Annotated in this window: 21 protein-coding genes; 8 read left to right on the top strand and 13 right to left on the bottom strand. The window is 65.1% G+C overall.

Features of this window, described 5'->3' with window-relative positions; genetic code table 11:
• Positions 1-5: 5 nt before the first annotated feature.
• Complete coding sequence (locus tag ACFFGN_RS04255; protein WP_380043959.1) at positions 6-1,613, bottom strand: Shedu anti-phage system protein SduA domain-containing protein; 1,608 nt, start codon at positions 1,611-1,613, stop codon at positions 6-8.
• Positions 1,614-2,244: 631 nt separating this feature from the next.
• On the opposite strand from ACFFGN_RS04255, the gene ACFFGN_RS04250 reads away from it, so the two are divergent.
• Positions 2,245-5,508: an AAA domain-containing protein gene (locus ACFFGN_RS04250; RefSeq protein ID WP_380043958.1), complete on the top strand. Its 3,264-nt coding sequence runs from the start codon at positions 2,245-2,247 to the stop codon at positions 5,506-5,508.
• A 499-nt stretch (positions 5,509-6,007) separates the two neighbouring features.
• On the opposite strand, the gene ACFFGN_RS04245 is transcribed toward ACFFGN_RS04250, so the two are convergent.
• The 8 genes from ACFFGN_RS04245 to ACFFGN_RS04210 all read right to left on the bottom strand — a co-directional run bounded on the left by ACFFGN_RS04245 (position 6,008) and on the right by ACFFGN_RS04210 (position 17,672).
• Entirely contained in the window at positions 6,008-6,382 is a 375-nt protein-coding gene (locus tag ACFFGN_RS04245) for a hypothetical protein (protein WP_380043957.1), read from the bottom strand.
• 35 nt (positions 6,383-6,417) lie between these two features.
• Complete coding sequence (locus tag ACFFGN_RS04240; RefSeq protein WP_380043956.1) at positions 6,418-9,348, bottom strand: DEAD/DEAH box helicase; 2,931 nt, start codon at positions 9,346-9,348, stop codon at positions 6,418-6,420.
• Positions 9,345-10,697 (bottom strand): ATP-binding protein, encoded by a 1,353-nt coding sequence (locus tag ACFFGN_RS04235; RefSeq protein WP_380043955.1) that lies wholly within the window; start codon positions 10,695-10,697, stop codon positions 9,345-9,347. Before ACFFGN_RS04235 ends, ACFFGN_RS04240 begins: the two co-directional genes overlap by 4 nt.
• On the bottom strand, positions 10,694-12,850 hold the full coding sequence (locus tag ACFFGN_RS04230) for a tellurite resistance TerB family protein (protein WP_380043954.1): 2,157 nt from the start codon (positions 12,848-12,850) through the stop codon (positions 10,694-10,696). Before ACFFGN_RS04230 ends, ACFFGN_RS04235 begins: the two co-directional genes overlap by 4 nt.
• 385 nt (positions 12,851-13,235) lie before the next feature.
• Positions 13,236-14,687, bottom strand: a complete 1,452-nt coding sequence (locus ACFFGN_RS04225; protein WP_380043953.1) for an SAVED domain-containing protein — start codon at positions 14,685-14,687, stop codon at positions 13,236-13,238.
• A 2-nt stretch (positions 14,688-14,689) separates the two neighbouring features.
• Positions 14,690-15,142 carry a Mov34/MPN/PAD-1 family protein gene (locus tag ACFFGN_RS04220; protein WP_380043952.1) on the bottom strand — a complete coding sequence of 151 codons (453 nt, stop codon included), beginning with the start codon at positions 15,140-15,142 and terminating at the stop codon, positions 14,690-14,692.
• Positions 15,139-16,674 carry a ThiF family adenylyltransferase gene (locus ACFFGN_RS04215; RefSeq protein WP_380043951.1) on the bottom strand — a complete coding sequence of 512 codons (1,536 nt, stop codon included), beginning with the start codon at positions 16,672-16,674 and terminating at the stop codon, positions 15,139-15,141. Before ACFFGN_RS04215 ends, ACFFGN_RS04220 begins: the two co-directional genes overlap by 4 nt.
• Entirely contained in the window at positions 16,674-17,672 is a 999-nt protein-coding gene (locus ACFFGN_RS04210) for an SMODS domain-containing nucleotidyltransferase (RefSeq protein ID WP_380043950.1), read from the bottom strand. Before ACFFGN_RS04210 ends, ACFFGN_RS04215 begins: the two co-directional genes overlap by 1 nt.
• Positions 17,673-18,304: 632 nt before the next feature.
• On the opposite strand from ACFFGN_RS04210, the gene cutA reads away from it, so the two are divergent.
• The 5 genes from cutA (at position 18,305) to ACFFGN_RS04185 (ending at position 20,958) form a co-directional block, all read left to right on the top strand.
• Positions 18,305-18,625 (top strand): divalent-cation tolerance protein CutA, encoded by a 321-nt coding sequence (gene cutA, locus ACFFGN_RS04205; protein ID WP_380043949.1) that lies wholly within the window; start codon positions 18,305-18,307, stop codon positions 18,623-18,625.
• A 229-nt stretch (positions 18,626-18,854) separates the two neighbouring features.
• Complete coding sequence (locus tag ACFFGN_RS04200; protein WP_380043948.1) at positions 18,855-19,388, top strand: hypothetical protein; 534 nt, start codon at positions 18,855-18,857, stop codon at positions 19,386-19,388.
• A 322-nt stretch (positions 19,389-19,710) separates the two neighbouring features.
• The gene (locus ACFFGN_RS04195) at positions 19,711-20,124 is read left to right on the top strand and encodes a hypothetical protein (protein WP_380043947.1); all 414 of its coding nucleotides are present in this window, start codon (positions 19,711-19,713) and stop codon (positions 20,122-20,124) included.
• Entirely contained in the window at positions 20,121-20,540 is a 420-nt protein-coding gene (locus ACFFGN_RS04190) for a hypothetical protein (RefSeq protein ID WP_380043945.1), read from the top strand. The genes ACFFGN_RS04195 and ACFFGN_RS04190 overlap by 4 nt, the downstream gene beginning before the upstream one ends.
• A 211-nt stretch (positions 20,541-20,751) precedes the next feature.
• Complete coding sequence (locus tag ACFFGN_RS04185; protein WP_380043944.1) at positions 20,752-20,958, top strand: helix-turn-helix domain-containing protein; 207 nt, start codon at positions 20,752-20,754, stop codon at positions 20,956-20,958.
• 46 nt (positions 20,959-21,004) lie between these two features.
• Here the strand turns inward: ACFFGN_RS04185 and ACFFGN_RS04180 are convergent, their stop codons facing one another.
• Entirely contained in the window at positions 21,005-21,220 is a 216-nt protein-coding gene (locus ACFFGN_RS04180; RefSeq protein WP_380043943.1) for a hypothetical protein, read from the bottom strand.
• 15 nt (positions 21,221-21,235) lie between these two features.
• Positions 21,236-22,432: a helix-turn-helix domain-containing protein gene (locus ACFFGN_RS04175; RefSeq protein ID WP_380043942.1), complete on the bottom strand. Its 1,197-nt coding sequence runs from the start codon at positions 22,430-22,432 to the stop codon at positions 21,236-21,238.
• Positions 22,433-22,589: 157 nt separating this feature from the next.
• On the opposite strand from ACFFGN_RS04175, the gene ACFFGN_RS04170 reads away from it, so the two are divergent.
• Positions 22,590-22,763, top strand: coding sequence for a hypothetical protein (locus ACFFGN_RS04170; RefSeq protein ID WP_380043941.1), 174 nt, complete (start codon positions 22,590-22,592; stop codon positions 22,761-22,763).
• Positions 22,764-22,779: 16 nt separating this feature from the next.
• Positions 22,780-22,971, top strand: coding sequence for a hypothetical protein (locus ACFFGN_RS04165; RefSeq protein WP_380043940.1), 192 nt, complete (start codon positions 22,780-22,782; stop codon positions 22,969-22,971).
• 251 nt (positions 22,972-23,222) lie between these two features.
• On the opposite strand, the gene ACFFGN_RS04160 is transcribed toward ACFFGN_RS04165, so the two are convergent.
• Together ACFFGN_RS04160 and ACFFGN_RS04155 are read right to left on the bottom strand one after the other, a co-directional pair.
• Positions 23,223-23,480, bottom strand: coding sequence for a hypothetical protein (locus ACFFGN_RS04160; RefSeq protein ID WP_380043939.1), 258 nt, complete (start codon positions 23,478-23,480; stop codon positions 23,223-23,225).
• A gap of 4 nt (positions 23,481-23,484) precedes the next feature.
• A partial coding sequence (locus ACFFGN_RS04155; RefSeq protein ID WP_380043938.1) for a hypothetical protein occupies positions 23,485-24,259 on the bottom strand: 775 nt, incomplete at its 5' end.

The following is a 24,259-nucleotide window of genomic DNA, read 5'->3' as shown; positions in this document are numbered from 1 at the left end:
GTTGCCTACTCCGTGGTGGAACCCAGATCCAGTGCGCGCTGGGCGTCCTCGATCAGGCGTTCATAGGTGGTCACGCGGATCCTGGAACGGTCCGAATTGAATGTGCGTATGGTCTCGTCGACCTCTTGCTGCGACGAGTCGGTGAAGCGGCTGTGGCCGATGACCACTGTCATCGAGGCGCGCCGGGTATCGATGTGCAGGTCGGTGAGGATCTGTGCACGCTTCTCGTCCAGTTCTCTGAGGTAACTGGCGGCCTGGCCGACCGCCTCGTTAACGCAGGCGCCGACGATCATGTGGCTGCGGTGGGGGATGATCAGGTCGTCGACCTTTGCCTTCTTCAGTTCGACGCCGTGCAGGGTGCCGTCAGGGCGGAAGAGGACCAGGTCGAGCTGGTCTCGGAGGGTGAGGTTGCGTCTGGCCGACCCGGGCAGAAACTCTCCGCCGAACATCCATGTCATCTTCGCGAGCAGCCGCTGCAGCTTGCTCTCGGAGGTGGTGGGGTCCGCGACTGCGGTACGAAGGTCGTTCAGCGCTACTTGGCGCCTGGCGCGTTCGACAAGATGGGCTAGCAGTTGGGCCTCGCCGAGCTCTCCGAGCATCCTGAGAGTCGCGGGCTCGGCCTCCACCCTGGCCAACAGGTTGCGGATGAGGCTTGCCGGCCCCTCGGCGGTGGCATGAAGCTGTAGGTCAAGGCGGGGCGCCTTCCGAAATGCGGCGGCGATATCGGCGGGAAACGGAATTCCGCTCAGCTGGCGGAGCCTGAACAGGGGGGCATGCAGATCTTCAGTGGCGGCCAGGCCCGTGTAGTTTCGGAAGCGTTCTCGCTGGCCCGCATGGAGCCACGACTCGACAGGCCGATCCGGGTCGATTGCGAACTCGCCCAGGTACAGGCACCCATCCTTCTTGGTCAGGAACACCCGGAGGGGATTGGCACGCCGACGATGGCCGAGCACAGCCAGGTTCGCCGATGAATGGTTGCTGTCGGTTGACTGTGACTGGCCTGCGGCGAAGAGGATCGATCTGTCCCAGCGTGGAGCGAGGCCGTCCAATCTGCTGGCGTCGAGGAAGACGAACGCCTCGACTGTCCGGCCGCTCGCCCCAACGCTCACCCTATGGCTGCCGCCGTACGCGCCGTGGAGTTGTCGCCGTCTGACCACCGACCCCGCCGGAACGGCCCATGACGTTGGCGCGCGCGTCGATGGTCGCTCCTGGCCGACCAGTTGTTGAAGAAGGTTCCAGCTGTCGGCCGCGATGTCGATCGACACCGACCGACGGTTGTAGTCGAGCGAGCGGACAGCTTTCACCACCTCGTTCAGACCCGTGTCACGGAGTTCGTGAACTGTCAGAGGGGCCGAGAAACACAGCACGGTGAACTCGACATCTGCTTTCGTCAGAGCAGGGTCCGACAGCCTCCACGGCTCGATCGTGGTCGTCGCGGCTAGCCGCCCTGTGGCGACGACGCCACCATCTCGGCCAGGGCGCCACATCAAAACTGCCTCATCGACGTGGACGTCGTCGGCTGTGGTGATCGAGGGGGAGACATCGCCAGGCCCCGGCGTGCGGCTCACAGTCGTCGCGGACTTCTCCTCGGCCGCGATGATCCAGAGCTTCATCCATCTCCCTTGTGTACGGTGGCTGGCGGCAGATGGGACCTGGCAGCACATGCGCACGTGCTGCCCACCTCATCGGGCTCGACGGATTCTGGAAAGCATGCCATGGCTCGTACAGGCACCGTGTGCTCGGGGGAGGAGGCTGGATGACTTGGTTCGGGGACATGCTGGGCAGGGCCCGCCTGCGCGGGCGGGCTCCGACTTGCTCAGCTAGGAGCCGCGTGGGCGACGGCTGCGCAGTTCGCATCGTGGCGCGATCTTCTGGAGCAATCCTCATTCCACCGTTCGGCATCCCGCCGATCGGTACGCCACTGGTTGATCAATAGACCGGCAATGGTGACTGCGGCACCAATGATGTACCCCAGGGAGGTCCTTCGTGCCGGGCAGAGCCGGAGTTGCCCTCGGCGCCGCCGCCGATGTGCCGACTGCCGCGGCATCTTGCCGGATGCAGCTTGGGGGACTTCAACGCTGCGGTTCCGCTGCAATGGCTGCCGTCCTACAACTGGTCGGAAGAGATCGTGCCCAGACCAAGGTGGATCTGCCCCTCGAGTCGTTCGACGCAGTTTCGACAGGCGTTCGGCCGCCGACTGTGAGATCTTGGCTACGCAGTGATCACTGTCGGTAAGGGGGACGGGTGGGGTGGAGCGATGAGGTCACGACAGCGCTGGATGAGTGGATCGCCCTGGAGGGCGGTACTTCACGACGGCCGTCATGGCGGCGCATCGGGCGCGCAGTGCGGACGGCCGTCGGCGGCGAATACCTCGTCGACATCCGGGGCTCGGAGCTCGGACCGGACCAGCTCGACGATTTGAAGCTGGCAGGTCCGGAGCGAGCCACCATCGACTCCGGTCATGCTGTCATGGAGGCTTCCCAGAGCGGGGCGACACTCACGATTCGGGTCGCGGAGTTTGCTGACCCGGAGGATCCGCACTTGTGGCTTCTGCAGCAGCCGACGACCTTCCTGATCGAGGCGCTGCGGGACGGGTTGGCCAAACTCGGAGACGCTCCGCTCACCGCCATGCTGGCTGATGGAAAGGTGCTGGGCAGGCCGGCCCCGGCTGCGGCCCAGCCCGGACTTCTGCCGGCTCAGGTGGAGACGTACCGTGCCTGCCTGGGGTCGGGTCTGTTCCTGGTTTGGGGACCGCCAGGTACCGGTAAGACGATGGTCCTCAAGCGGGCGATCGTAGATCTGCTGGCCGAAGGCAAACGGATTTTGCTGGTGTCCGGTACCAACATCGCCGTGGACAATGCGCTGCTCGGCGTCCTGCGAGAGGGAGGTCACTCCGGCGGCGAAGTCGTTCGGGTCGGCCCGCCCCAGCTCCGTGAGGTGGCGGCGGATGCGGCAGTCTCCCTGCCCCTGCTCGTGCGGGAGCGTCTGACGGCGACCGAGGCGAAGCGGCAGGCAATATCAGACGAACTGGTCGCCATTCAGGAACGTGAGGATCGGCTGGCCGCCCTGGAAAAGCAACTTGCAGGCTTCGACGTCACGCGGTACATCGGCGCGCGGCGACTGCTGGCACGGCACGGCGACGACCTGACCGGGCTGAACGCTGCCGTGCTGAACGCCGAGGCCGCGTACCGGAATCGGACCGGCGATGTGGAGACCGCAGCACGTGAGGTCGAGCAGGCTCGGCAGCAGCTCGACGAAGTCGCCGACTCCCGGCTCATGTGGATACAGGTGCAGGAGTTGCGGGCGCAGGCGGACCAGGTCGAGGTTGCGGCGAACAAGGCCGAAGCGGCGGCGCTGATCGCCGACCAGGAGCGCGGCGACCTTCAGCATCGGCTTGCTGAATTGGAAGGTCTCTCGGGTATCTCCAAGTGGCGGGCCCGGAAGGAAGTGGCAGCGACGGCGGAACGGGTCCGAGTGGCGGCTGAGATGCAGAGCACTCTGGCAGCAAAGGCATTGGCAGCCCGCGACGTCGCTAACCGTCGGTCGCGGGTTCTTCTCGACCAGGTCGAGGCAATCGTGACCGGCATACCGTTCAGCAGGGAGGTCATCCAGGATCGGGAAGATCGGGCGCGTGCGGCAGCGCCGGAGCTTCAGCGGCTCATCCGGAGCAAAGAGGAGGCACTCAACGATCTGCGGCGGGCCGTAGTGCGGCACAAGGAGGCGCAAGAGGCGGACGAGATCGTTCGGTCCGAGAGTGCGGCCGGGCGGCCGGCTCTGCATGCTCAAGCGGAATCGTTGCGGCGGCGTGTGAAGGTGGACCGTCCGCGGTCGGCGGAGTTGCAGGTGCAGTACCAGGCTGTTCAGGAGGAGTTCGAGCGGCTGGCGCGAGACGCGGAAGGAGAGATCATCGCGACCGCGCGGTTGGTCGCGACGACATTGGCCAGATCGCGGACCAACAAACACGTGCTCAACGGCACCTACGACGTCGTACTCGTAGACGAGGTCGGTGCGGCAACGCTGCCAGAGGTCCTGCTGGCCATTTCGCGGGCATCGTCGACCGCGGTCCTGCTCGGTGACTTCCTGCAGCTTGGTGCGGTGCTCCCGAAGGACATCAAGTACAGCGACCGGCCAGAATTAGTCACCTGGCTGCAGCGCGATGTCTTTGAACACTGCGGAATCACCAGTCCGGCCAAGGCGATGGCCAACGCCTCTTGCATTACCTTGACGGCCCAGAATCGCTTCGGCCGCACGGTCATGGATCTAGCCAACTCGATCGCATACGACGGTGCGCTCGAGGCCGGGCCACTGGTGCCAGAGCGAGATGTCGCCAGCGATCCCGAGATCGTCCTGATCGACACCGACGGGCTGGGAGAACTCGCCGTGCCGACGAGGACGGGGGCAGGGAAGGGATGGTGGCCAGCCGGCGCCTTGCTGGCCAGGGCGCTGATTGAGCTGCACGAAGAAGACGGCGAGGCCACCGGCGTGGTGACGCCGTACCGGGATCAGGCGATCGCGACGCTCGAGGCGCTTCGTGACGTCGAGCGGACCGGAGATCCTCTGGCAGAGGTGGGGACGGCTCATCGATTCCAGGGCCGGGAGTTTCCGATCGTGGTCTTCGACCTTGTCGAGGGAAGCGACGGCAAGGCACTGTGGATGGCTCAGGCGGGCCGCGGACCGGGCACCAACGGGTGGAAACAGGACGGGCTTCGCCTGTTCAACGTTGCGATCACCCGCGTCCAGACCAGGCTCTATCTGCTGGGGAGCCGGCAACGGATCGCCGAGGCAGTCCCCGGAACTGTTTTCGCTGAGCTGAAACATCGGATTAATCGCACGGTACCCGGGACAGCTCTGGTCATGCCCCGGACCATCGCCGACTCAGAACGGCTAGGGCCTTTCGGCTCACGGCTGCGCGACGTTCTCGGGCGGCATGTCGAGATCACCGACATCGACGACGAACGGGTGTTTTTCGATACCTTCATCGAAGCGATCCGTACAGCGCGTGCCTCGCTGTGGATCTGGGCACCCTGGGTCGCCAAGCGCGTCAGCCAGCTCCTTCCGCATCTTGCAGAGGCCGCCGCGCGCGGAGTCCGGATCGTGGTCTTTGTCCGTGACCCCAGCGACCCCACGCAGCGGGCCGCTGTGGAGCTGGTGACGGAACTGCGTGCTGCCGTGCACGTCGCGGTCCTGGTGCATCTGATGCATCAGAAGATCATCGTGGTGGACGAGCAGACGGTGATGCTCGGCAGCCTGAACGCACTTTCCCAAAGCCGGACCCGCGAGATCATGGTGACCATCCGCGGCGCGCACTTCGCTCGGAAGGTTCTTGAGCACCAGCACGCCACGGTGTTCGCTAACCCTCCAGATTGCCCGAGATGCGGACTGGCCGATGTCGATCTTCGGCGCCGGCGCAACTACGTCTGGTACTGGCGCTGCTTCAACCCGACCTGTCCGGGTGGGACCGGCCGACAGGCTTGGAACCAGGACGTCGTGTTCCCTCGCAAGGCCTGACGACGAACCGACAGACGAGGTCAGAGCTCGCTGGAAGGGCCGGAGCGGCCATCGGCAAGGTGGTGGTCAACCTCCTGGCCGCAGACCTAGGGGTGCGAGCGATCGAATAGAGTTTGCTGGACTAGCGGTGGAGCCCTGAACTGATCGCGCGCGAGCTGCCAGTCCTGTATGGGCCGGCACCTGGGCGATCGAAACGATCTGCCAGGCGCTCTACAGCCCTGAGTGCGTGGTGCAGCGCGAGCCCTAGGGTGCTGCTGCGAACCCGCCGCCAACTGGCGGCGACCAGCGTCGGCCACGTTCATCGCTCCGCTGCGCATGATTTATCAGCGCCCCAGGCAGGTCCAAGACCGCCCGGACCACGGGCATTGGAAAGAGATCCGATTTTCGGAGAACTCAACCGGTCGGCGATCGCCCTGCTGGTCGAGCGGACCATCCGCTTCACTGCGCTGTTGCACATGGCCGGCGACCGCATCGTGATCGAGCTCGTCTGTCCCGATCCTCACTCCTTCGCTGTTGCGTTACCGTCTGAGAGTTCAACTCCTGCTGACTGGCAGAGGTCGCGGATGGCATGGTCGATCTGGTCGAGGCTGGGTTCTGTGATGATGGGGTGTTCGCCGTACAGGGCGATGGCGTTCCGGCCGTCGGTGGTCGTACCGACCAGGTCGAGCTCACCTTCCTCATCCTCCATCGGGCTCCAGCCGATGTCGTAAAGATGTCGCATCGCCCTCGTCCAGTCCGCCCAGTGCAGCGACAGGGCAGGCTCCCAGCCATACTGTCCGAGCCCTGCGAGCCAGACCCGTTCACCTAGTAGCCCATCCGGCGGTTCGAGGTCGTGCTCCGGATCTGGTTGGACGAGGAGGCCGGTGCCTGTCATCGGGTCGAGGTGGGCGGCGTGGACCGCGAACGTGATTACTTGCATGGCGATCTCCAGTCAGGGCTCCTGCGGGGAAGGAGCCGAGGTATCGCCGGAGCCGGCAGGTTGCCGGCTGGAGGTAGCGGCTTCTCGCAGCCGACGGCCTGCAAGTCGGCCAGACCGGCAATCGTCGCCCGGGACAGGCAGGCCTCGAGGAGGTGCGCTGTGGCTGTCGCGTCTCCAAGTGCGGTGTGGCCGGCGTTGAGAGTGATGCCGTAGGCGGCGCAGCAGGACTCGAGGGTGAGAGAGTCGGCTGTTCCGAGGTGGCGATTGAGCTCGAGGGTGCACAGCGTTGCCCAGTCCGGCGGGTCGACATCGGAGCGTTCGTACTCGGTGGTGAGGAACGCCAGATCGTACGGCGCGTTGTGCGCGACGATCACGCGTTCGGCGAGGAGGTCCGTCAGCCAGTCCGTGAGCTCTGCGAAGTGGGGGGCGTTCGACAAATCGTCGGAGCGCAGTCCGTGGATCTCGGTAGGCCCGGCGGCGCGGCCGGGGTTGACCAGCGTGCTCCATCGGTTGGTGATGCGACCATGTGGGTCCGTGTGGATGACGGCGAGTTCGACCACCCGGTCGTCCAGGTGGCCTGCGAAGCCGGTGGTCTCGAGATCGATCACCGCGAACGGTGTCTCCCCGAGGCGTGGATAGACCGGAGCGGCGGGTTTCGGATGGTCTCCCAGCGGCAGGAATGAGTCGATCCCGGACTCGTAGGTCGAGAGATCCCGGAGCGTCGACCAAGACCCGGGAACGTCGAGGCTGTGAGCGGCGTAAGCCTTGGCCAGGAGCTCGTCGGAGAGGTATTCGTCGTACTTGTCTCGGTGCTTGTTCCCCACGGTCGCCGCGAGGACTTCGGGGTCTGGCTCGGGCTGGCTGGCGAGGTTTCGGAGTACCGTTAGGACGCCTTCGGCAGTGTTGTCGTTGACCTGCAGGGCAACGCCGTCGAGGCTGACTCTGAGGCCGGCGTCAGCGAGGGCAACGGCGAGCGTGTTGAGGATCCGGTCGCCACGCCAGCAGAAGATCAGCGTGTCGTTGCCCCAGGCCACAATCGGATGCTGGTCGAGTCTGAGCCGCCGATAGGATTCGCGCGCCTGGTCGAGAAGCTCCTGCGCTTCCCGGTTGAGATAGACGGGTACGTCAGTGGACTCGTAGATCGATCGCATTCGCTGCCGCACCAGGTCGGCGACTTCGCCGCCACCACCGGAGAACATCGGCGGACGGCCGCCACTGGAACGCGACAGCTCGATTATGCGGGAGCGGCTGTCGACATCGACCACCTGCCACCGGCGTCCCGCGAAGATCAGCAGGCTGCCGACCAGCACCGGATAGTCGACCGGGATGGAGCCGAGGGTTCGGCCACGCGTGACGAGGCGATACTCGTCGGCGGTCTGGAAGGCGGCATAGAAGGTGTAATGGTTGACGAGTTGGTCGCCACGTTCTCCGTGCAGCAAGAGGCCGTCGCTCGACTGAGTGAGGAGTTCAGTCGCGCCGAGATCGCTGAGCAGGTTGACGAAGGTGGACTGGTCAACGCGCGAGAACGGCCCGTTCCCGCACAGTGTCGTGTAGAGCTGCTGTGCGGTTGCTCCACCGTGTTGGGCGATGATCGAGAGAATCTGTTGAGTCAAGGTGGAGAGGTGAAGCGCGCCCGTGTTGGGTGGCTCGAACCAGCGGTCTTTCAGCATGAGCTCGACCATGGCAATGGTCTGGATCAGCTGAGCCCGGAGTTGGTCGGCCGGTGGCGTCCGCTCAGTCAGCTCGCCTTCGGACACATAGACGCGCAGCACAGCGGGCTGATCGCGCCGGCCAGACCGGCCGAGTCGTTGGCGCAACGCGGCGACGCTGTGGGGCGCGCCAACCTGCGCCACGGCGTCGGTGCTGCCGATGTCGATCCCCATCTCGAGGGTTGAGGTGCAGACGGCAGTGGTAGGTGTGTCGATGGCGCGCAGTCGGCGTTCGACGTCTTCGCGGTACTCCTTGGAGAGGTTGCCGTGGTGGGGCAAGAACTCGTTGGGTACTGATCGGCGTTCGGACATGCCGTGGAGGAGGTCAACGTACGCTTCGACTGCTGATCTGCTGTTGGCGAAGACCAGGTTGTCCTTACCCCGGAGAGTCGCATAGAGATGTTCGGCGATCGACCTGGCGTCGTTGGCGTGGACCGCTGCGTCGTCGTCAGCACTGATTTCGGCTGCTGTCTTGGGATCGCTCTTGACGTAGCCACGCATCTGCAACTGGATCTCGGCGGTGTCGCCGCCCGGGTTGTCAATGATGTGCGCGAGGTGCCCGCGGCCCGGACGCAGGAAGTCGGCGGCGATCGCAAGGTCGGACAGCGTCGCGGACAGGCCGATCCGGGGAATACGTCGGCGGATGGCGAGTTCCAGCCGGTGCATCAGCGATTGGAGTTGGGCGCCACGTTCGGTACCGATGAAGTCGTGCAACTCGTCGACCACCAAGTATTGCAAACCTGCGAACACGGCCGAAAGTCGGTGTCCCTCCCGGACGAACATCGCTTCGAGGGACTCCGGGGTGATGAGCAGGATGCCATCCGGGTTCTTCATCAAGTTGCGTTTGCGACTGGCCGCGACGTCGCCGTGCCAGGGATGCACGGGCACGTCGACCGAGTCTCCCAGCGACTCCAAACGTAGGTGTTGGTCGTTGATCAACGCCTTCAGAGGCCCGATGTAAAGCGCCTTGATTCCCGACTGTGCGCGGACCTCCTGGTCCGCGAGCCTGGAGCAGATCGGGAACCAAGCTGCCTCAGTCTTGCCGCTCGCGGTAGCGGCCGCGATGACAACGTCCTGACCCTCGAGGACCGGGGCGACCGCGTGTGCTTGGACGGATCTGAGCCGGTCCCAGTGTTGCCCGTAGATCCATCGCTGGATGCCCGGATGGAGCCGATCGTAGGCGTCGGCGGGATCCGCGGCGGCGGTGGTCACAGCCTGAAGGTTGACAACTCGTCGTCCGCGCCGCTCGACGCACTCTGGTCGGCGGCCGTTTCGTCCGGAAGCGGGTCGAGGTCTGGATTGGACTCGAGTGCCAGCGGCACGGAGCCGATGACCTGAGTCCACTGCAGATCGGGATTTTGTTCGAGGATAGCGAGCAGGTCGAGGAAGCTGCGGATGGTGTTGCGCGGGGTACGGAAGTAGGCGTCGCCGATCTTCGACGAGCAGTGGTTCATGAACGCGTGCAAGCCCTCGGCGGGCAGAAGGTAGGCGGCACTGTTGCCAGAGGCATGTACGTGGACCAGCTTGCTGAGCAGCACGTACAAGTCTTCAGGGGTAAGCGATGCGAGCCTGATGACCGGTCCGGTCAGGTCGGCCCGGCCGCTGGTGGCGAAAGTGTTCTCGCTGAGTCGGGACTGCAGCGCGGTGTACGAGTAGAGCCCTCGGCGGCTGTCGGTGAGGAAGTCCGGCGTCCCGCCGAACAGGAATCCGATGCCTGCCGCTGATCCTTGCAGGGCGTCGTTGAGGATTCGCAGGATCTGTTCGTAGTTGGAGTTGCGCGCCTGGCTGTTAGCCAGTTTGTACAGGTTGACCATCTCGTCGAGGCCGACGAGCAGACCATCGAAACCTGCCAGGCGGACGAAACGAGCCAGGAGCTTCAGTTGATCGTAGAAGTTGGCGTCGTCGACGATCGTCCGTACACCAAGTGCGGCGCGAGCGTCGGTACGAGTGGTGAACTCTCCGCGCAGCCAGCGGACCGCGTCCGACTTGAGCTGTTCGTTGCCAGTGTCATGTCCTTGCCAGTACTTTGCCACGACATCGGCGAAGTCGTAGCCGCCGGTCAGTTCGGTCAGCTGATTGAGTCCGGAGCGGATGACGGCTTCTGGGGATCGGTCTGTCGCGCGGGCATCGCTGAGGGCGCTGGTCACGAAGCGCTCGACCACACTGCCCATGGCTCCGCCGTCCGGCTTGGCGCGGGTAGCCATGTTGCGCATCAGTTCGCTGTACAGGCTCCGAGCCTGTCCGCCGGTGGCGTGCAGACGCCGATCGGGGGAGAGGTCGGCATGGACGGTCACCAGCTTCTTCTGGAGGGCTACAGATCGCACCAACTGCAGGAAGAAAGTTTTGCCCGAGCCGTACTCGCCGATCACGAAGCGGGCGGCCGAACCGTTGTCGGCGACCCGCTCGATATCGGTCAGCAAAGCGGCGAGTTCGCCGGCGCGCCCAACCTGGATGTGCTGTTGCCCGATCCGCGGCACCACGCCTGCGCGCAGCGAGTTGACGATGGCGTCGCGATCACGTGGGCGGATGCGTTCGGTGCCGGGAGCGGTCTCGATGGTCATGCGAAGAGCTCCTGCCGAGCGAAGTCGTTGATGGTCAGCGTGTCGTTGCCATCGTCCTCGACGAAGGGCTCGTCGACGGTGTCCAGCGCTGCCTCGTTGAGGGTGTCGAGCGCGCCGTCGGGCATCACGCCGTACTGCGCTGCCAGTTCCTCGAACTCGCTTCGAGTCCACACGTCGCGGCCCGCGAGCGTTCGCAGGATTGCGGAGTGGGTGCCGTCGAGTCCAGCCAGCGAGGGAGTGTCGGGCGGCTCTGCCGCCCCCTGCCTCACAGTAGTCGCCTCGGGCTCGTCGTCGCTGAAGATGTCCGTAAGCAACGAGGAAACCTCGGCGGTTTCCGCGAACTTCGCTTCGATGGCAGCAAGGTCCAACGCAACCCCTCGGCCCGCGGCGGGGCCGAGCCGGTGGAGTCCTTCTTGCTTCTCGGGTTCGCGGATCGGATAGCCCGGATCGGGTGCGCCAGCAGGACGAACAGTGACCGGTCCGGCGGCGGGCTCTGGACGGCGGCTGACATCGCCGGAGAGGTGAGCATGGAGGCGGCTGTGAACCTGCGACGTATCCAGCGAGAGCAACCGGAATATCTTGGTCAGGCTGGCAACCTCGTCCGGCGAGATGACGCCGTCCGCTGCCGCAACGCTGACCAGCAGATCGGCCACCGCCTCTCGTTGGGATCTGTTGAGAGCCTCGACGCGGCGCTTCAGTCCGGTGAGCTTGATGTCGCTGGCCGTCAGCCACAGTAAGTGGGCCTCCAGCCGCGCCTGCTCTCCTGTGGTGAGTTGGAGTGACGATTTCAGATGCGAGACGAGATGGATCTGTTCGGCTTCGCTGATCGTCCCGTCGGCGGCGGACACAGCCGTGGCCAGATGCAGCAGAGTGGTGGCGGCCGCATAGCTTGCTGTCGCTGCGTTCGGCGGGTTATCGGTGGCATGGAACACGACGACGGGCGTCGCGGGCGTGATCGCCGGTCCGCCGAGCCGCACATCGGGTTCTATCGCAAGACCAAACTGTGCCAGCAGTTGCGCCAAGGCGACGGCTTCCGGCTTGGCCATCCGCTCCGGTGACTTGATCGGCCATTGGGCGAACAGCGCATCGCCGCTGATGGCGCGGCGGGTGTCAGCCAAGTCAGCTGCCCAGCTACGCAATCGGGCAACCTCGCCGGTGGGTTGCCCTAGCAACTCCCGCGGTAGAAGGGCGGCCGCGGACACAGTGCCGCGACCATCCGGGTTGCGTCCCAGGTACCTGCTGTACGGCTCAAGATCGTCCATCGCCGAGTGAGCAAGGGAAGCCAACTGCCGTCGTGCGTCGGGATCGTTGAACACGTTGGGAATGTTGGTCGTCAGAGTCGCGGATGGGAGTCCCTGGCTAGCCGCGTAGTACTCGAGGCCCACGGTCGCCTGCCCGGGCCTGACCAGCAGGCCGGCGTTGTACATCTCGGCGTACCGTGACTTGAACAGCGCGACGAACTCATCCGTGCACCGGGTGGCGGTCGTTCTCAGCGAGACATCGGGGTGGTACCAGGCCCATGCCAGTGCCCAGTCAGCGGGGATCGGCCGGCCATCGGATGCGAACGTTCCCAGCTGAACCAACAGGGATGGTGGCGGCTGCCATTTGTTTTCGCGGGTGAGTGGTGGCACCACCGACGGCTCGGCAGCTGTCAGCACTTCGAGCAGACCAAGGAACCTAGTCGCATAGCGATGGAACGAGTCGTTGTCGCCGTAGATTGAGAGCAGGCGTTGAACTTCCGCACGCAGCGGCGGAAGTTCCCAGCTCAGCGTCGGATCGTTGGCGATATCGACGAGCACCCGCCGCTCGATACCGTAGAAGAACAGGAAGACGTAGCCGATGTACGCGCTCGGATGGCCGCGCCCGGTGCCGAGCCACTGGAGGTACGCCGCTCGAGCCTCCGGAGTGATTTCGTCGTACGACGGCCAGTAGCCCATCGTGGAGCCCGCGTAGTCCGGCCGGTGATGATTCACCTTGAGCGCGGGGTTGATGAGGGCCGGCTCGAGATCGCCGGTCGGCGCGGTCAGCCCCTGGCCGACGAACAGCATGCCACCCGGTATCTGCACGCCTGCGATGTTTGCCGGCGCCCCAGGGCCGACCCACTGCGCGTGCCGCGTCAACCGGTGGATGGCAGGCGGAGGTGTCGACAGCATCGCCGCCGGCGGATGCCCGATAAGTGTCTGCGGAGCTGACTTCCGCCAACGGTCTAGTAGGCCCACCCTTTGTCCCCCCTGGATCTCCGGTGCTGCGCCCGGAACCCTACACGCGAAACCGAGCTCTCGGCAGGGCGCAAAGGTCACTCGTAGTGAAATCGACGCACGTTCCAGCGATCAGCCGGGCTCTTCTGGCCCGAGCGCAAAGCCGCACCAGCCGTGAAGTGCCCACGCCATAGCGCGCCGTGCGTCGTCCATACGGTCCTTACGAAGGCCTGCTCATTCCGACCGCCTGAGCCGTGGCTTGAGTTCAGGCGGCCGCAACCCGAGGCGAGAGCAGTGTGGTCGAGTACTTGAGTTTTGTTTTGCTCGGCCGTCTCCGGGACTAGGCGAGGGTCATTGTTTGGACGTAGCCGTTCTCCGACGGGATGTACTCGTAGAGGACAGTGGTCGGCATCATGTTCCAGTAGTGGCCGAGCATCATTGCCGTCCCTGCGGGCGCAGCCATGAAGAGGTGCACGCGCTTCGCGTTGGTTGCAGTCACCGCTCGTCGGACGGTTTCCCGGGCAGCTCGAGCCCATCCAGCCGACCAGTCCCCACTGGGCACTGCAGTGTGGCCGGGATCTCCATTTGGGCCGAGGATGAGCAGGCGGCCGACGGTCGGGCCGTGAGAGCGTGCCCATAGCTCGATGCTCGCGCCAGGGTCGGACGTGAGCGCGATCGCAACGGCGAGCTCAGCGCCGTTGCCCAGATGGCGGTCGTCGATGACGCGAGGTGCAGCGGACGCGGGGGAGGCGGTCGTCCACTCCTGGTCGTGTTGGTCCCAGCTGAGAACCCATCCACGGACGTCCGGGAGCGCCCGACCAACGGCGAAAAGCATCGGCAACCTTATGGCGCCGGTTACGTGGACCCGGCGCGGCCCGTAGGCCTCGAGTTCTCGGACCCTATTCTGGAGTAGCGGGAGAACACGGCCGTTCCAGTCGCAGGGTTCGCGGAGCTGACGCCGCGAGAAGGGGGCGTCGCCTTCGTAGAGATGGACAATGTCGAGTTCTACGGTCGGTTGTACTCGGTCCGGAGTCCGGTCGATGGCGTGAATAGCGAAGATCAGGGTGCCTGCACGAGCCAGGAGGCCGCGGTCCGCGACTTGGCGCCGAAGGTCGTCCCTCGTCTGCCTCCCGAGCCCTCGCTTGACCCATTCCCGCACCATTGACTTGCCGATGACGACTGCGTCGGGGTCCGCGCGGAGTCCGACGTTGCGCATCATTGCCTGCGACGCCTTGTCCACGGACGACTCGTTGCCCTCGGTGAGTAGCTGCAGGTCGCCGAGAAATTCAATCAGCTCATCGCGGTTGACCTGAAGGTGCTTTGCCCAGCGATCACGCGCTTTACCCAACTTCGATCGAGTACCAGCGGAGCGGATAGCGTCGGTTCGCAGCCGGCCGTCGTACAAGCTCCGGGCGGCGCCAAGAATGGGATGTCCGCCGTCGAAGCCGCGGTTGGCGACAAGCGCGAGCTCGAACGATTGTGCGGCCCGCCGGAAGGTGCACCAGGTGGTGTAGAAGTGTTGGAGCGGGCTGGACCCCTTGTTGGTCTTAATGGTAACCAACCAGTCTTCGGTGACCATCGTGTCGCCATAGTTCGAGCTCTTGACCTGCCAGTAGACGTTCGGCTGCGTGCATCGCCGGACGACAACGTCGTCGAAGGCTCCACCTTCCCTGTCCTCGATGCTCACCGACTCGATATCGGGGTCATCCAATGCCTCACAGACCCATCGCCAGCCGATCGCGTGCTGGTAGTCGTCGCCCCGGAGGGCGGCCGCGCGGGCGGGAAGGGTCATGACTAAGTCCTGGGGTCCGGGCGGGAGATGGAGACGGAGCAGGAGCGGCCGTGGTGGGCTGCGCGGACGTCGACAGTATGGTCCGGGAGATGCACGATGAGCACTAGCGGAAGGGTGTACTGCTCAGATGTAAGGGCAAGCGATTGGATGTCACGTCCGCTGGCGTGACATACCTCAGGGTGAGAGTGCCAGTCTCCGATGTATCCGAGCAATGGGTGGTCCAGGTCGGCCAGGGCCGCCTTCAGCACACTTCTTGCGGCGCGCGGTCGGCGAGTCCATGAGGAGCGACCTGCCTGTTGGTCCGGAACCTCAACAGCGTGCCGTACGACTATGGCGCCGTTCTCCCACCAACCCAGTAGGAGGCCGCCGGTCTCCAAAGGTGCGGCAGCGCTCGCGAAATGGGCGAGCTCCGTCGTGATCGGTCCGGCGAGCCATACCCGGAGAGGGGTCTTCACTTGGCTAACCGGGGGTTCGATGTCAAGGTGGCCAGTTTGTCGTACGGCGCGTCGGGCTGCGGCCTGATGACGCGGAGTATGGTGGCCGGAAAGCGCCTCTCGTCGCTCAGCTGGTCTAGGCTCAGTTCGGTGGCGAGTTCCGCGGCAGCTACGACTGCTGATGGCGGGGTCGGTGAGACGGCGTCGCCGCAGCCACGCTCGCGGTATGAGCCGCGCAGATCGTCGCGCAATGGCACCGGTGAGAGGTGCTGCTCGCCAGGTCGCAGTGGGAACCGATCCACGCGGGCGACACCGCCGCCGCGCATGACAGCGACGGAAACAAGCGTACGGCCGGTCTGTTCGGCGGCCCATGACAGGAGAGAGGTCGTGCGCTCGTCCGCCGTCGCGTCAACTACGAGGTCGTGCGTTTGAAGCATGTTGATGGCGGTGATTGGATCTGTGACGGAGGTGACGTGCGTGTCTACGTGGGTCACGTCGAGTCCTGTGGCTCCGAGGTGGGCCTTCGTAGCAACGACCTTGGAGAGCCCCACATAGGTGTCTCCCGCGAGGTGCCGGATCACGTTCCCGGGTCGCAGCCTCTGCGGATCGCGCAGATCGAGGTGGCGTAATCCGTCGCGGAACAACATGTCAGCCATGAACGAGCCGACAGCGCCGCAGCCGACGATGGCCACCTTACGGTCCACTAGTTCGGCCGAGGGCGGGCCGGACCGCAGCCGCCGGGATACTTCGCTGGTGTCGGCGGCCTCGCAGCGGCGGACGGCAGGTCTTCCATTGAGCTTCGTAGTCGCTAGGACGAGCATTCCCGTCCGGCCGCCACGGCGGTAGCGCAGCAAGAGCAGATCAAGGGCGCCCTGGACCACGAGGCGTCGAACCGTGACCGCGTCGTCTCCCAGGGCGGCTTCGGTGTCAGCCCATCCGGTCAGCGGGCGGGCTACGTGCCCCAGGTCAGCCAGCCAGGCCAGGTGCCTTCTGGTGCGCTGAGTTCCCTTCTTGTGCCGCTGGCTGGGTGGGACTCCGCGTGCCGTTGGCAGCACAGTGATCGTCATCTCGTGCGCGTCGATCTTGGTCTCAACGCAGCCGGACAGGCCCTCGAGTTCCATTTCGTCGTACAGAACCATTCGCGGGTCGACAGCTCCCTCGACGTATCGCTCGAGGTCAATGTCGTCGTCGTCCGGCCATCCCCGAGCAGTTTGCGTGAGCCAGCCCGCAACCCGCTCAAGAATCCGCTTCGGGTCGGTCCAGGGAGCGTCCGTCGCCGGATCGGTGTTGTCCCAGAGGCACAGGGCGCCATCCTGGATATGGAAGGTGAGGTCTAGCGGGGTGCCGGCATCGACCAGTTCGACCCGCGGCGGGCCAAACGGGAAATGGTCGAGGATAGTGACGTCGATGGTGGCCATGGCGATCCCGGTGCTGGGGTGTGTCCACGGCACCGGTCCGCGCAGAACCTCACCGTCGTCGTCGAAGCCGCACTTCTCCAATCCACGGCGCAGGTCTGCGCGCGCCGCCGCGAGCTCGCCGAAGGGCTGACTCATCATGCGTAGCGGCCGGTACCCGCAGGTGAGCCAGCACCCTTCACCGTCGTGGCCGTCGCTCGACGGGTGCCGTCGGCGTTGCAGTACTCCGGGGTGGGGAACACCCGCTCGTCCTCTGTGGTCGCGCCAAGGAGGCGCTGCCACAGAACGGCGGCCTGGCAGTCGTCGTCATCGTCCAGGGCGTCCCGCGCGAGTTTGCTGGCCTCGTCGAACTTCTTGATGGCGACCTTGAAGTCGTCCTCGGTGGCGCGAGTGGCGATCTTCTTGCCGTCGATGGTTGGGTCGTCCAGACCGTCCGCGGCGACGTTCGGCAGCTCCGCGGCGATATGCTCCAGAGCGAGGGTGAGGTACTCCGCCTGGCTTCGGGCCGCGAGTTCATGGTTGCGGAACGCCCAGAACGTCATCAGCTCGAGGAACAGGCCTCCGGGCTGGTCGTCGAGCCACGTACGGCGGACCTGGCGGACCAGCTTCACGGTCGGCACGTAGATGCCCTTGCCATTCAGCGTGAAGTCGGCGTTCGCCTGCGTCGTCAAGTCGTTGAGCTTGAGTGGGTTGGTCTCGATCCAGCTCGCGCGGTTGTCCTGGTCGGTCTTCTTCGGGATCTCCCAATTGTTGCCGGACTTGCGAGCGGGAACGACGTCGACCGCGAGGTCGTAGTCGGGAAAATCAACCTTGAATGACCGGTGCTGGGCGTGCACGCGGTTCTTGTCGTACCCCTCTAGGAGGGCATTGTGGAACAGGACGAGGGCGTGGCCGGGGCGCAACGTGTCGTCCGCATCGTCCAGCCGACCGAACACGTCGACGTCCTTCACCCGGCGGATGGAGACGTTGCGCTTGTATGAGCCGATCAGAACGGGGTTGATGCCAAGGTCCCGCAGGTCCGGCGACTGCTGGAGAACGTCCCGGACTTCAGCGTGGGCATCGCGGGCATGGTCGGCATCCTTGCCGGGTTCGATGTTCTGCAGGGACTCGCGAAAGTAGCTAGCAAGGGTCGCCATGGGGTCCTCCCGGTCGGCGTGCACGATGATGGGTTTCGTTCCGGTGCCGCGCCACGTTAGGGCCCGTCCTGGGTGGCAAATCAGGCTGTCCGTCGGCTCCGACACTTCCGGCTGCCCGAACCGCTCACCGAGCGAGCCGGCAGCGATGTAAGGCCGCGGGGAGGCGCGGCACCATCTGCATGGCCTCCGTCCCCGGCTGCGTGCCCGCGCGACGTACGCCGCTGATGGCAGCCTCCGGCGCTGTCGGGAGCGGGTGCGTGACGCGCTACGAGCGTGAGGCGTCCGGCCGGATCCACAGAGTGACCGCAGGCCATGGTCGCTGGGGCTCTTTCACTTGAACGTCTAGAAGATCACGTGTGCAGCCCATGGGTTACCTCCATGTAGTTCGCGGCGGGGCGTCGGCCAGTTAGGCAAAGCCATGACGTCGTCCCGCCCCAGGTCCGAACTACATCAGTGTTGTTAGCATACTGCTTCACTGCGACATGAGGCAACTCAGTGTCGCAGGATTGAATCTATGACCCGCCTCGAGGTCGTCCACCGGAGCTTGAAGGTGCTGCGGTGGCACTGTCCGCCCAAGGCCGTGACGAGCTGGCGGGCTGTGCACTTCGGCGGCGGTTCGTAAAGTGAGGCACATGTCGACCTATTTGCAAATCTCAACTACGGCTGCCACGAGGGACGAGGCTGTTCGGCTAGCGGCCTCAGCGGTCAAGAGCGGTCTCGCCGCCAGCGCGCAGGTCCAAGGGCCGGCGACGTCGGTGTTCTGGCATCAAGGTGAGTACGGCGAGGCCGAGGAGTGGCAGATCACGCTGAAGACTGCTGAGGCGCGGTATGCCGAGCTGGAAGCACATCTGCGGCTGGAGCACTCGTGGGATAACCCTGAGATTGCGGCCGTAGCTATCGTGGCTGGCTCTGCGGACTACCTGGCCTGGATTGACCGAACTGTCAAGGACTAGTCGCGAGCCCGATCTAGTACGGCCTTCACGTCGGGATCGGCAAAGTGGATCAGGCGTCGTAGTACACCTTGGACGCGTTCGCCAGGACGGACTGTTCCCACCCCTGCTGCTAGGTCGAGGGCTCGTTGGCAGACCGCGGCGGCCCAGTTCCGACCGACAGCGGCCGCTCATGATGTCGATCTCAGCATCGTCGCCGCGGCATCACCAAACCCTTGTGCCGGGTTCTCCGGTGTCACTTGAGCATCCACCGACGGTGTATCTCAGAGAGGACCGCCTCGCGGCCAAGATCAACGAGTGGATTGGCACACTCTTCAGCGCACAGAACCTTGATGAAACCGTTGCAATTCTGGTTGGCTCTCAGGACGGCGCAGATCCCACTGAGGCGGCTGAACGGGGCTTCAGGCAGCGGATTGAGGCCGCGAAGGCGACCATCGGCCGCTTGCAACGGGCGCTGGAGGCCGGCTGGGATCCGGAGACGCTCACCGCGCAGTACAACGCCGCCGTTGCAGAACAGAAGTCTGCTGAAGCCGATTTGGAAGCGTTGGAACCCGCCGAACGGCTGACAACTCAGGAGATGCGCGCGATCGTCGACGAGCTCGGGAACATTCAGCGGGTCCTCGCTGAGGCTGATCGCGAAGACCTAGCCGAGCTTTACCGCGGACTGCGTCTCGCGGTGACTTATGACCACAAAGAAAACAGGGCTGATGTCTCCATCAGCCCTGAACCGCATGTGGTTAAGTTGTGTGTCCGAGGGGGGACTTGAACTTTCGCGGGGTCGCGAACATCTGAGGACGGGCGGGCACATTTCAGTGCAGCCTGAGCGGGCGGGGGAGTGGTACCCGCCCCATGCGGAGCATCGGCGGACATCCCCGCCCGCGCCGGGCAGTATCACCGCGGTATCACGACGACGGACGCGACTGCCGCGCGGTCCGCCGCCGGCTCATCACGTAGCCGCCCCGTTCCCTTCAAGTCGCCAGCTGCTCGCTTCAGTCGACGGCTCGCCTAACAGCATGAAGCGGCCCTCGCCGGTGTTGGTAGCACCGGGCGAGGGCCTCCACCGAACCCCTGTCTCGAGAGGTTTGATCGTGAGCAACAAGGTACAACCCACCGAAGTCAGCAACCTCCTGGCCCTTCGCCGGAGTGACCGGCATCCCGCGTGGTGCGCCGAGCATGGTAGCTGCAACTACATCCACATGAGCCGCGAATTCGCCGGTCGTTCGGCCGACTCCGAGCAGACTCATGACCGCCCCGAGTTCTCCTGGTACGTGAACGCCGTCGAGCACACTGATGGCTCTCGCGACCTGCACGTATCCGCGGCCCTCTTTCTCAACAACGACATGGGCATGGACCGGGTCGCCGGCCTCCGGTGCTCGGTCGACGACGCTGAGCGGTTCGCGTGGGATCTCCTGAACGCCGTTGTCCTGATTCGCGAGAATCAGCCGGAGCCCTCGAACGTCAGCAGCCTGGCCGAAATGCGTGCCCGGGTCGGTGCGCGATGACGACAATCACGATGGCCAAATCGCTGCCGCAGACGGTTATGCAGGCGATGGCGTTCATTGCCGCGATCGCGTGGCAGAAGCGCCGCATCCCGCCGGACGGGGTACACCCGGCCTGGTGCGACCGCCGGAAAGACGGCTGCGAGGAATTCCATCACATGCCGTACAGCGCGGGCCGTGGCGCAGCGTGCTCGTGGCATCTCTCGGCGAGGGTGCCGATTGTCGACGCAGACGAGCCGGAGCCGCGGGTAACCGCCGTCGTCTTCCATCAGGAAGCCGGCTGGTTCATCAACGCGCCCGAGGGGCGCCATATGGCGATGCTCGAGCTGAACGCGTCAGACGCCCGTGCGCTCGCGCTGGACCTTCTGCGCATGGCGGACAGGACCGAGGGCGGCACGGCCGAGGAGCGGCAGTCATGATCAGCGCAGCGATCCGTGTGTCGATGCCGCTCGTAGAGCTGGTGCTAATTGGTGGTGGCGCCTTCGTGGCCGGCTTCTTCTTGGGCATTTGGGTTCGGCAGTAGCGCACCTGTGCGAAGGAGCGGCTTTGCCGAATCGTCATCCAACTGCTGGATGGCGGTTCGGCACGTGAGACCAGAGAGCCGCGCCGCAGCCGGTGAGACTGGACCTCATGACGAACTGGCTGCTGGTCAGCGAGGTCGCGCAGGTGATGCGCGTCAGTGATCATCACGTACGCCGCCTGATTCGCACGGGACTGCTCAGCGCGGTGAACGTGGGCGGTGAACGGCGCCCGACGTACCGGATCGATCAGCGAGCAGTTGAGTCGTATATGAACGCTCGCCGCACCCTGATTATGGACCGGCCCCCTCCCCGATGAGGTTCGGGAGGGGGCCGGTCACTTTGCGCATGAGCGCTGCTACGGCTCAGCCGCGGACGGAGGTGAACGAGATGCGCGAGAGTTTCCCAGCGTGAAGTCCCCCGGCCTCTTCCACTAGCGCCGCGAGGTCTGCGAGCGGTTCGTTCAGTTCCGGTTCGAGTGGTACTCCCGGGGTGAGCAGACCGATGTGCTCGATCTCGTTCTCTGTCAGCTCGATGTGGAGCATGAAGCCTTCGCCGCGGTTCTCGAACGTTGCGCGCATCGCCTGCCTTCTCTCCTAAACGGTCACGCCGACGTGGTCGGCGAGCACTCCCACCTGTTCCGCGTATGCCCGCTTCCGATCATGCACCAACTGCCGAACGATGTCCTTGGCGTAGCGCTGATGCTTGAGCCACTGGGGCGACGCCTGACGAAGGTCCAGCAGGGTCTCGATGGCATCCCCGGCCTGGTGCTGGGCGAGGTGGGAGGCGGCCAGGTCGAGCTTGTGCCGATCCCGGTTGTTCGACGTCGGCACCTTGGACGGCGCCAGCCGTGACGAGATCTCCAGTGCCTTCCCGTGCTCCTCGAGGAGCACGGCGTTCTCCGCGTCCTTGTAGCCGACAGTCGTCTCGCAGAACCCGCGCACAGGCGGCGGCATCCACTTCGCGACCTTGCCGGCCTCCGTGCCGAGGCGGCTCGCCGCTGCACGCGCCGCGCGCATGTACTCCTCAGCATCGTCCGGGCGGGCATCACGGATCGCGGCCGAGGCGGCACGGATCATCAGCCACCCCCAGGTCGCGAGCTTTGGTGATGCCGGCTCGGACAGGCGGGGCTCGATCAGCTCGGCCGTAGACACGGCGAGATGCTCGACCTCGGAGAACCGCGCCTGCCGGATCAGCGTCCAGCACTGGATCGAGCTAGCCCATGCGGCGAGCAACTCGTCGGAGAGATCGTGAGCGGCCCTGGCTGCCTCGACAAGGGCATGGTTCGCTAGGTCCAGTTGTCGGACCTGCGTGAGGGTCTGCGCGGCGTACAGGTACGCCTGAGCGAGCGGGCGCGGGGTGTCCAAGGAACGGGCCTCGTCGAGCAGCACAGGGACGGCCGCCAGCGCGGCAGCGTAGTTGTCGTCTCGGTACAGCCGCTCAGCGTACGCGAGGGTGTCGCGCCATGCCGCCGGGTCACCCGGCGTATCGGCCACACTCGCCCCGAATAGGGGAGGGGTCAGCGCGCGACGCACGGCGAGGAGTTCGTCCGGCGACGCGTCGGGGGCGACCTTGACCGTGCGGGACGGGATGAGGAGGTCCGTGGTGGTGATGTTGAGCGCGCGGGCGAGCTTGTTCAACGTTGGCATTGACCCTGTCCGGGTGCCCTGCTCGATCGCCTTCACCATCGACTTTGAGACGCCGGCGCGTTCGGCGAGTTCCTCTTGCGTCATGTTCAGGCGGTACCGATAGCGGGCGAGTGCTTCACCTGCCGTGGGGGTATCGTTCGTCATATCGGGGCGTACCTTTCCTGGAGTCTTAAGCACCTCCAACGGTACGCCCCGTTTTCTATGGCAGGGCCACACTGTGTGTTCCTCTGGTCGCGACACGGTCGAAAAGGCCACAGTTTGTCGCTCGCTCACTGCCGTCGTGACAGCCAGTATCGATCACATGACGCAGACCGCAGCGAGCAGCCGAAACGCACACCTTCGCGCTCAGCACGCACTCACCGCCGACGAGCTCGAGATCTTCCTCGACTGCGAATCGCCGGAGCGCGACCTAAAGACCACGGCCGCTGACCCGTTGCCGCCTGGCTCGGCGGCCGTGCTGGACGAGCAGCGATGACCGGGCGGGGCAACGAATGGTGATCGAGCGCAGGCAGGTGCGTGTTTGGTTCGGCGAACACGTGATCGTCAACCATGTCGCCCCGCCGGCTCTTGCCGCGGAGTTCGAGGAAGCCATGAGGCGCCGCTTCCAGAGTCTCCGCGTCACCAACGACGAACTGCCCGACCTGCCATACCGCGAACCACTGCTCGTCGATCACCACCCATGAGCGCGGCAGCCCGGCTCCTTGACCCCTGCGTCGGCGCTGGGCTGCCGCTTCCACGTCACTTGATTCCGTCCCACCGAAGCGGAATCCGGTGACTAACGGGGGCAGACGCTCCCTCTCCCATCGGCCCCTGTCAGGCGGGAGAGGGAGCTTTCGCGTTCGGGCGAGGAACGCGGACAACAACCCCCTTCCCTGCGCCTGAGGGAGGGGGGTTGTTGTTGGTTGTGCTCGCCGCCGGCCCCCCCGCAGCAGGTTTAGAAATCGGGCAGCGAAACCGTGCGGGCGAGCAGCTGATACAGCAGACTGCCGTCAGGTTCGATGTGAATCCCCCAGCCATCCGGCTCGGGACCGTGTTCAGCGAGCCTGTCGAACCGGCTCGTCGCCCACTCGAGAATGTCCTCCACGTTTGTCTCGCCTAGCGGGTGGAGCGTCTGCGTCCACTCGCCGTCTGGGGTCACAGTTACCTGCAAGGCCCCTACGTATCCGAGCGCGACCGCATCCTCGTAGTCCATCAGATCACCACGTTTTCCCCATGAGCTGCAGCTTGCTGTTGGCGCGCTGAGCGATCCGGTCCGCTTCGTTCATGGACATGCCGTTGAAGGTGTTGTGCTGGTGGTTCTCGACGTACGTAGTCGCACCACCGCCGCCGCTGTTCGAGCCGGCCCAGCCGCGGATGTACTGCTTCGAGGCCTGGTTCGAGTGAACCCAGCCCGGGCGGCGGCCCATGGTCAGGATCTCAGGGCCCAACTCGCCCACCAGGTAGTCGTTGAACGGCTCGACCGGTCCACCACCGGCGCGGGCCTGCAGCTTCGGGATCGTCTTGCCGTACAGCACGTCAGCCGAGTTCGCGCCGATCGCGTTGGCCTGCTTCTCCAGCTCGGCCTGCGCCTTGTTCAACGCGTCGACCATGCCCTTGCCTGCGTCGAGGATCGACTGGGCTGCCTCGCCGCCCTCAGTGGCGCCCTTGCCGATCAGCTGCTGGATCAGGTCCTCGTCCAGCCCGGCCGCGCGCAGCCGGGAGATCCGGGACCCGAACTGGGCCACGTCTCGGCCTTGCTGCTGCAGGTCGAACAGCGTGCCCTTGGCGGTCCCGGACCGGCCGAACAGGTCGCCGATGTTGCCGCCTTGCTGCAGGCCCTCGGAGATTTGGCGGGCCATGTCGATCGCGGCCTGCTTCTGGTCGAGGAGGTCCTGGATCGCGTCCCGTTGCGCGTCGCTGGCTTTCGCGACACGGTCCATGGCGTCCTTGACGCCACGCTCGGCCTTGGCGAGCTGGTCGGCCGAGGCCTTG

It is taken from the genome of Kribbella deserti, from assembly GCF_042434725.1.
Classification (GTDB): Bacteria; Actinomycetota; Actinomycetes; order Propionibacteriales; family Kribbellaceae; genus Kribbella; species Kribbella deserti.
This window is presented reverse-complemented; position numbering and strand designations above follow the sequence as displayed.

Bases quoted from the DNA above. Each gene is read 5' to 3' on its own strand.
- ACFFGN_RS04190 (WP_380043945.1), top strand. From the start codon at position 20,121: ATGACGACAATCACGATGGCCAAATCGCTGCCGCAGACGGTTATGCAG.
- ACFFGN_RS04230 (WP_380043954.1), bottom strand. From the start codon at position 12,850: ATGCTGTCGACACCTCCGCCTGCCATCCACCGGTTGACGCGGCACGCG.
- ACFFGN_RS04210 (WP_380043950.1), bottom strand. From the start codon at position 17,672: ATGGCGACCCTTGCTAGCTACTTTCGCGAGTCCCTGCAGAACATCGAA.
- ACFFGN_RS04175 (WP_380043942.1), bottom strand. From the start codon at position 22,432: ATGACGAACGATACCCCCACGGCAGGTGAAGCACTCGCCCGCTATCGG.
- ACFFGN_RS04215 (WP_380043951.1), bottom strand. From the start codon at position 16,674: ATGAGTCAGCCCTTCGGCGAGCTCGCGGCGGCGCGCGCAGACCTGCGC.
- ACFFGN_RS04235 (WP_380043955.1), bottom strand. From the start codon at position 10,697: ATGACCATCGAGACCGCTCCCGGCACCGAACGCATCCGCCCACGTGAT.
- ACFFGN_RS04255 (WP_380043959.1), bottom strand. From the start codon at position 1,613: ATGAAGCTCTGGATCATCGCGGCCGAGGAGAAGTCCGCGACGACTGTG.
- ACFFGN_RS04165 (WP_380043940.1), top strand. From the start codon at position 22,780: ATGGTGATCGAGCGCAGGCAGGTGCGTGTTTGGTTCGGCGAACACGTG.
- ACFFGN_RS04225 (WP_380043953.1), bottom strand. From the start codon at position 14,687: ATGACCCTTCCCGCCCGCGCGGCCGCCCTCCGGGGCGACGACTACCAG.
- ACFFGN_RS04185 (WP_380043944.1), top strand. From the start codon at position 20,752: ATGACGAACTGGCTGCTGGTCAGCGAGGTCGCGCAGGTGATGCGCGTC.
- cutA (WP_380043949.1), top strand. From the start codon at position 18,305: ATGTCGACCTATTTGCAAATCTCAACTACGGCTGCCACGAGGGACGAG.
- ACFFGN_RS04180 (WP_380043943.1), bottom strand. From the start codon at position 21,220: ATGCGCGCAACGTTCGAGAACCGCGGCGAAGGCTTCATGCTCCACATC.
- ACFFGN_RS04160 (WP_380043939.1), bottom strand. From the start codon at position 23,480: ATGGACTACGAGGATGCGGTCGCGCTCGGATACGTAGGGGCCTTGCAG.
- ACFFGN_RS04245 (WP_380043957.1), bottom strand. From the start codon at position 6,382: ATGACAGGCACCGGCCTCCTCGTCCAACCAGATCCGGAGCACGACCTC.
- ACFFGN_RS04170 (WP_380043941.1), top strand. From the start codon at position 22,590: ATGACGCAGACCGCAGCGAGCAGCCGAAACGCACACCTTCGCGCTCAG.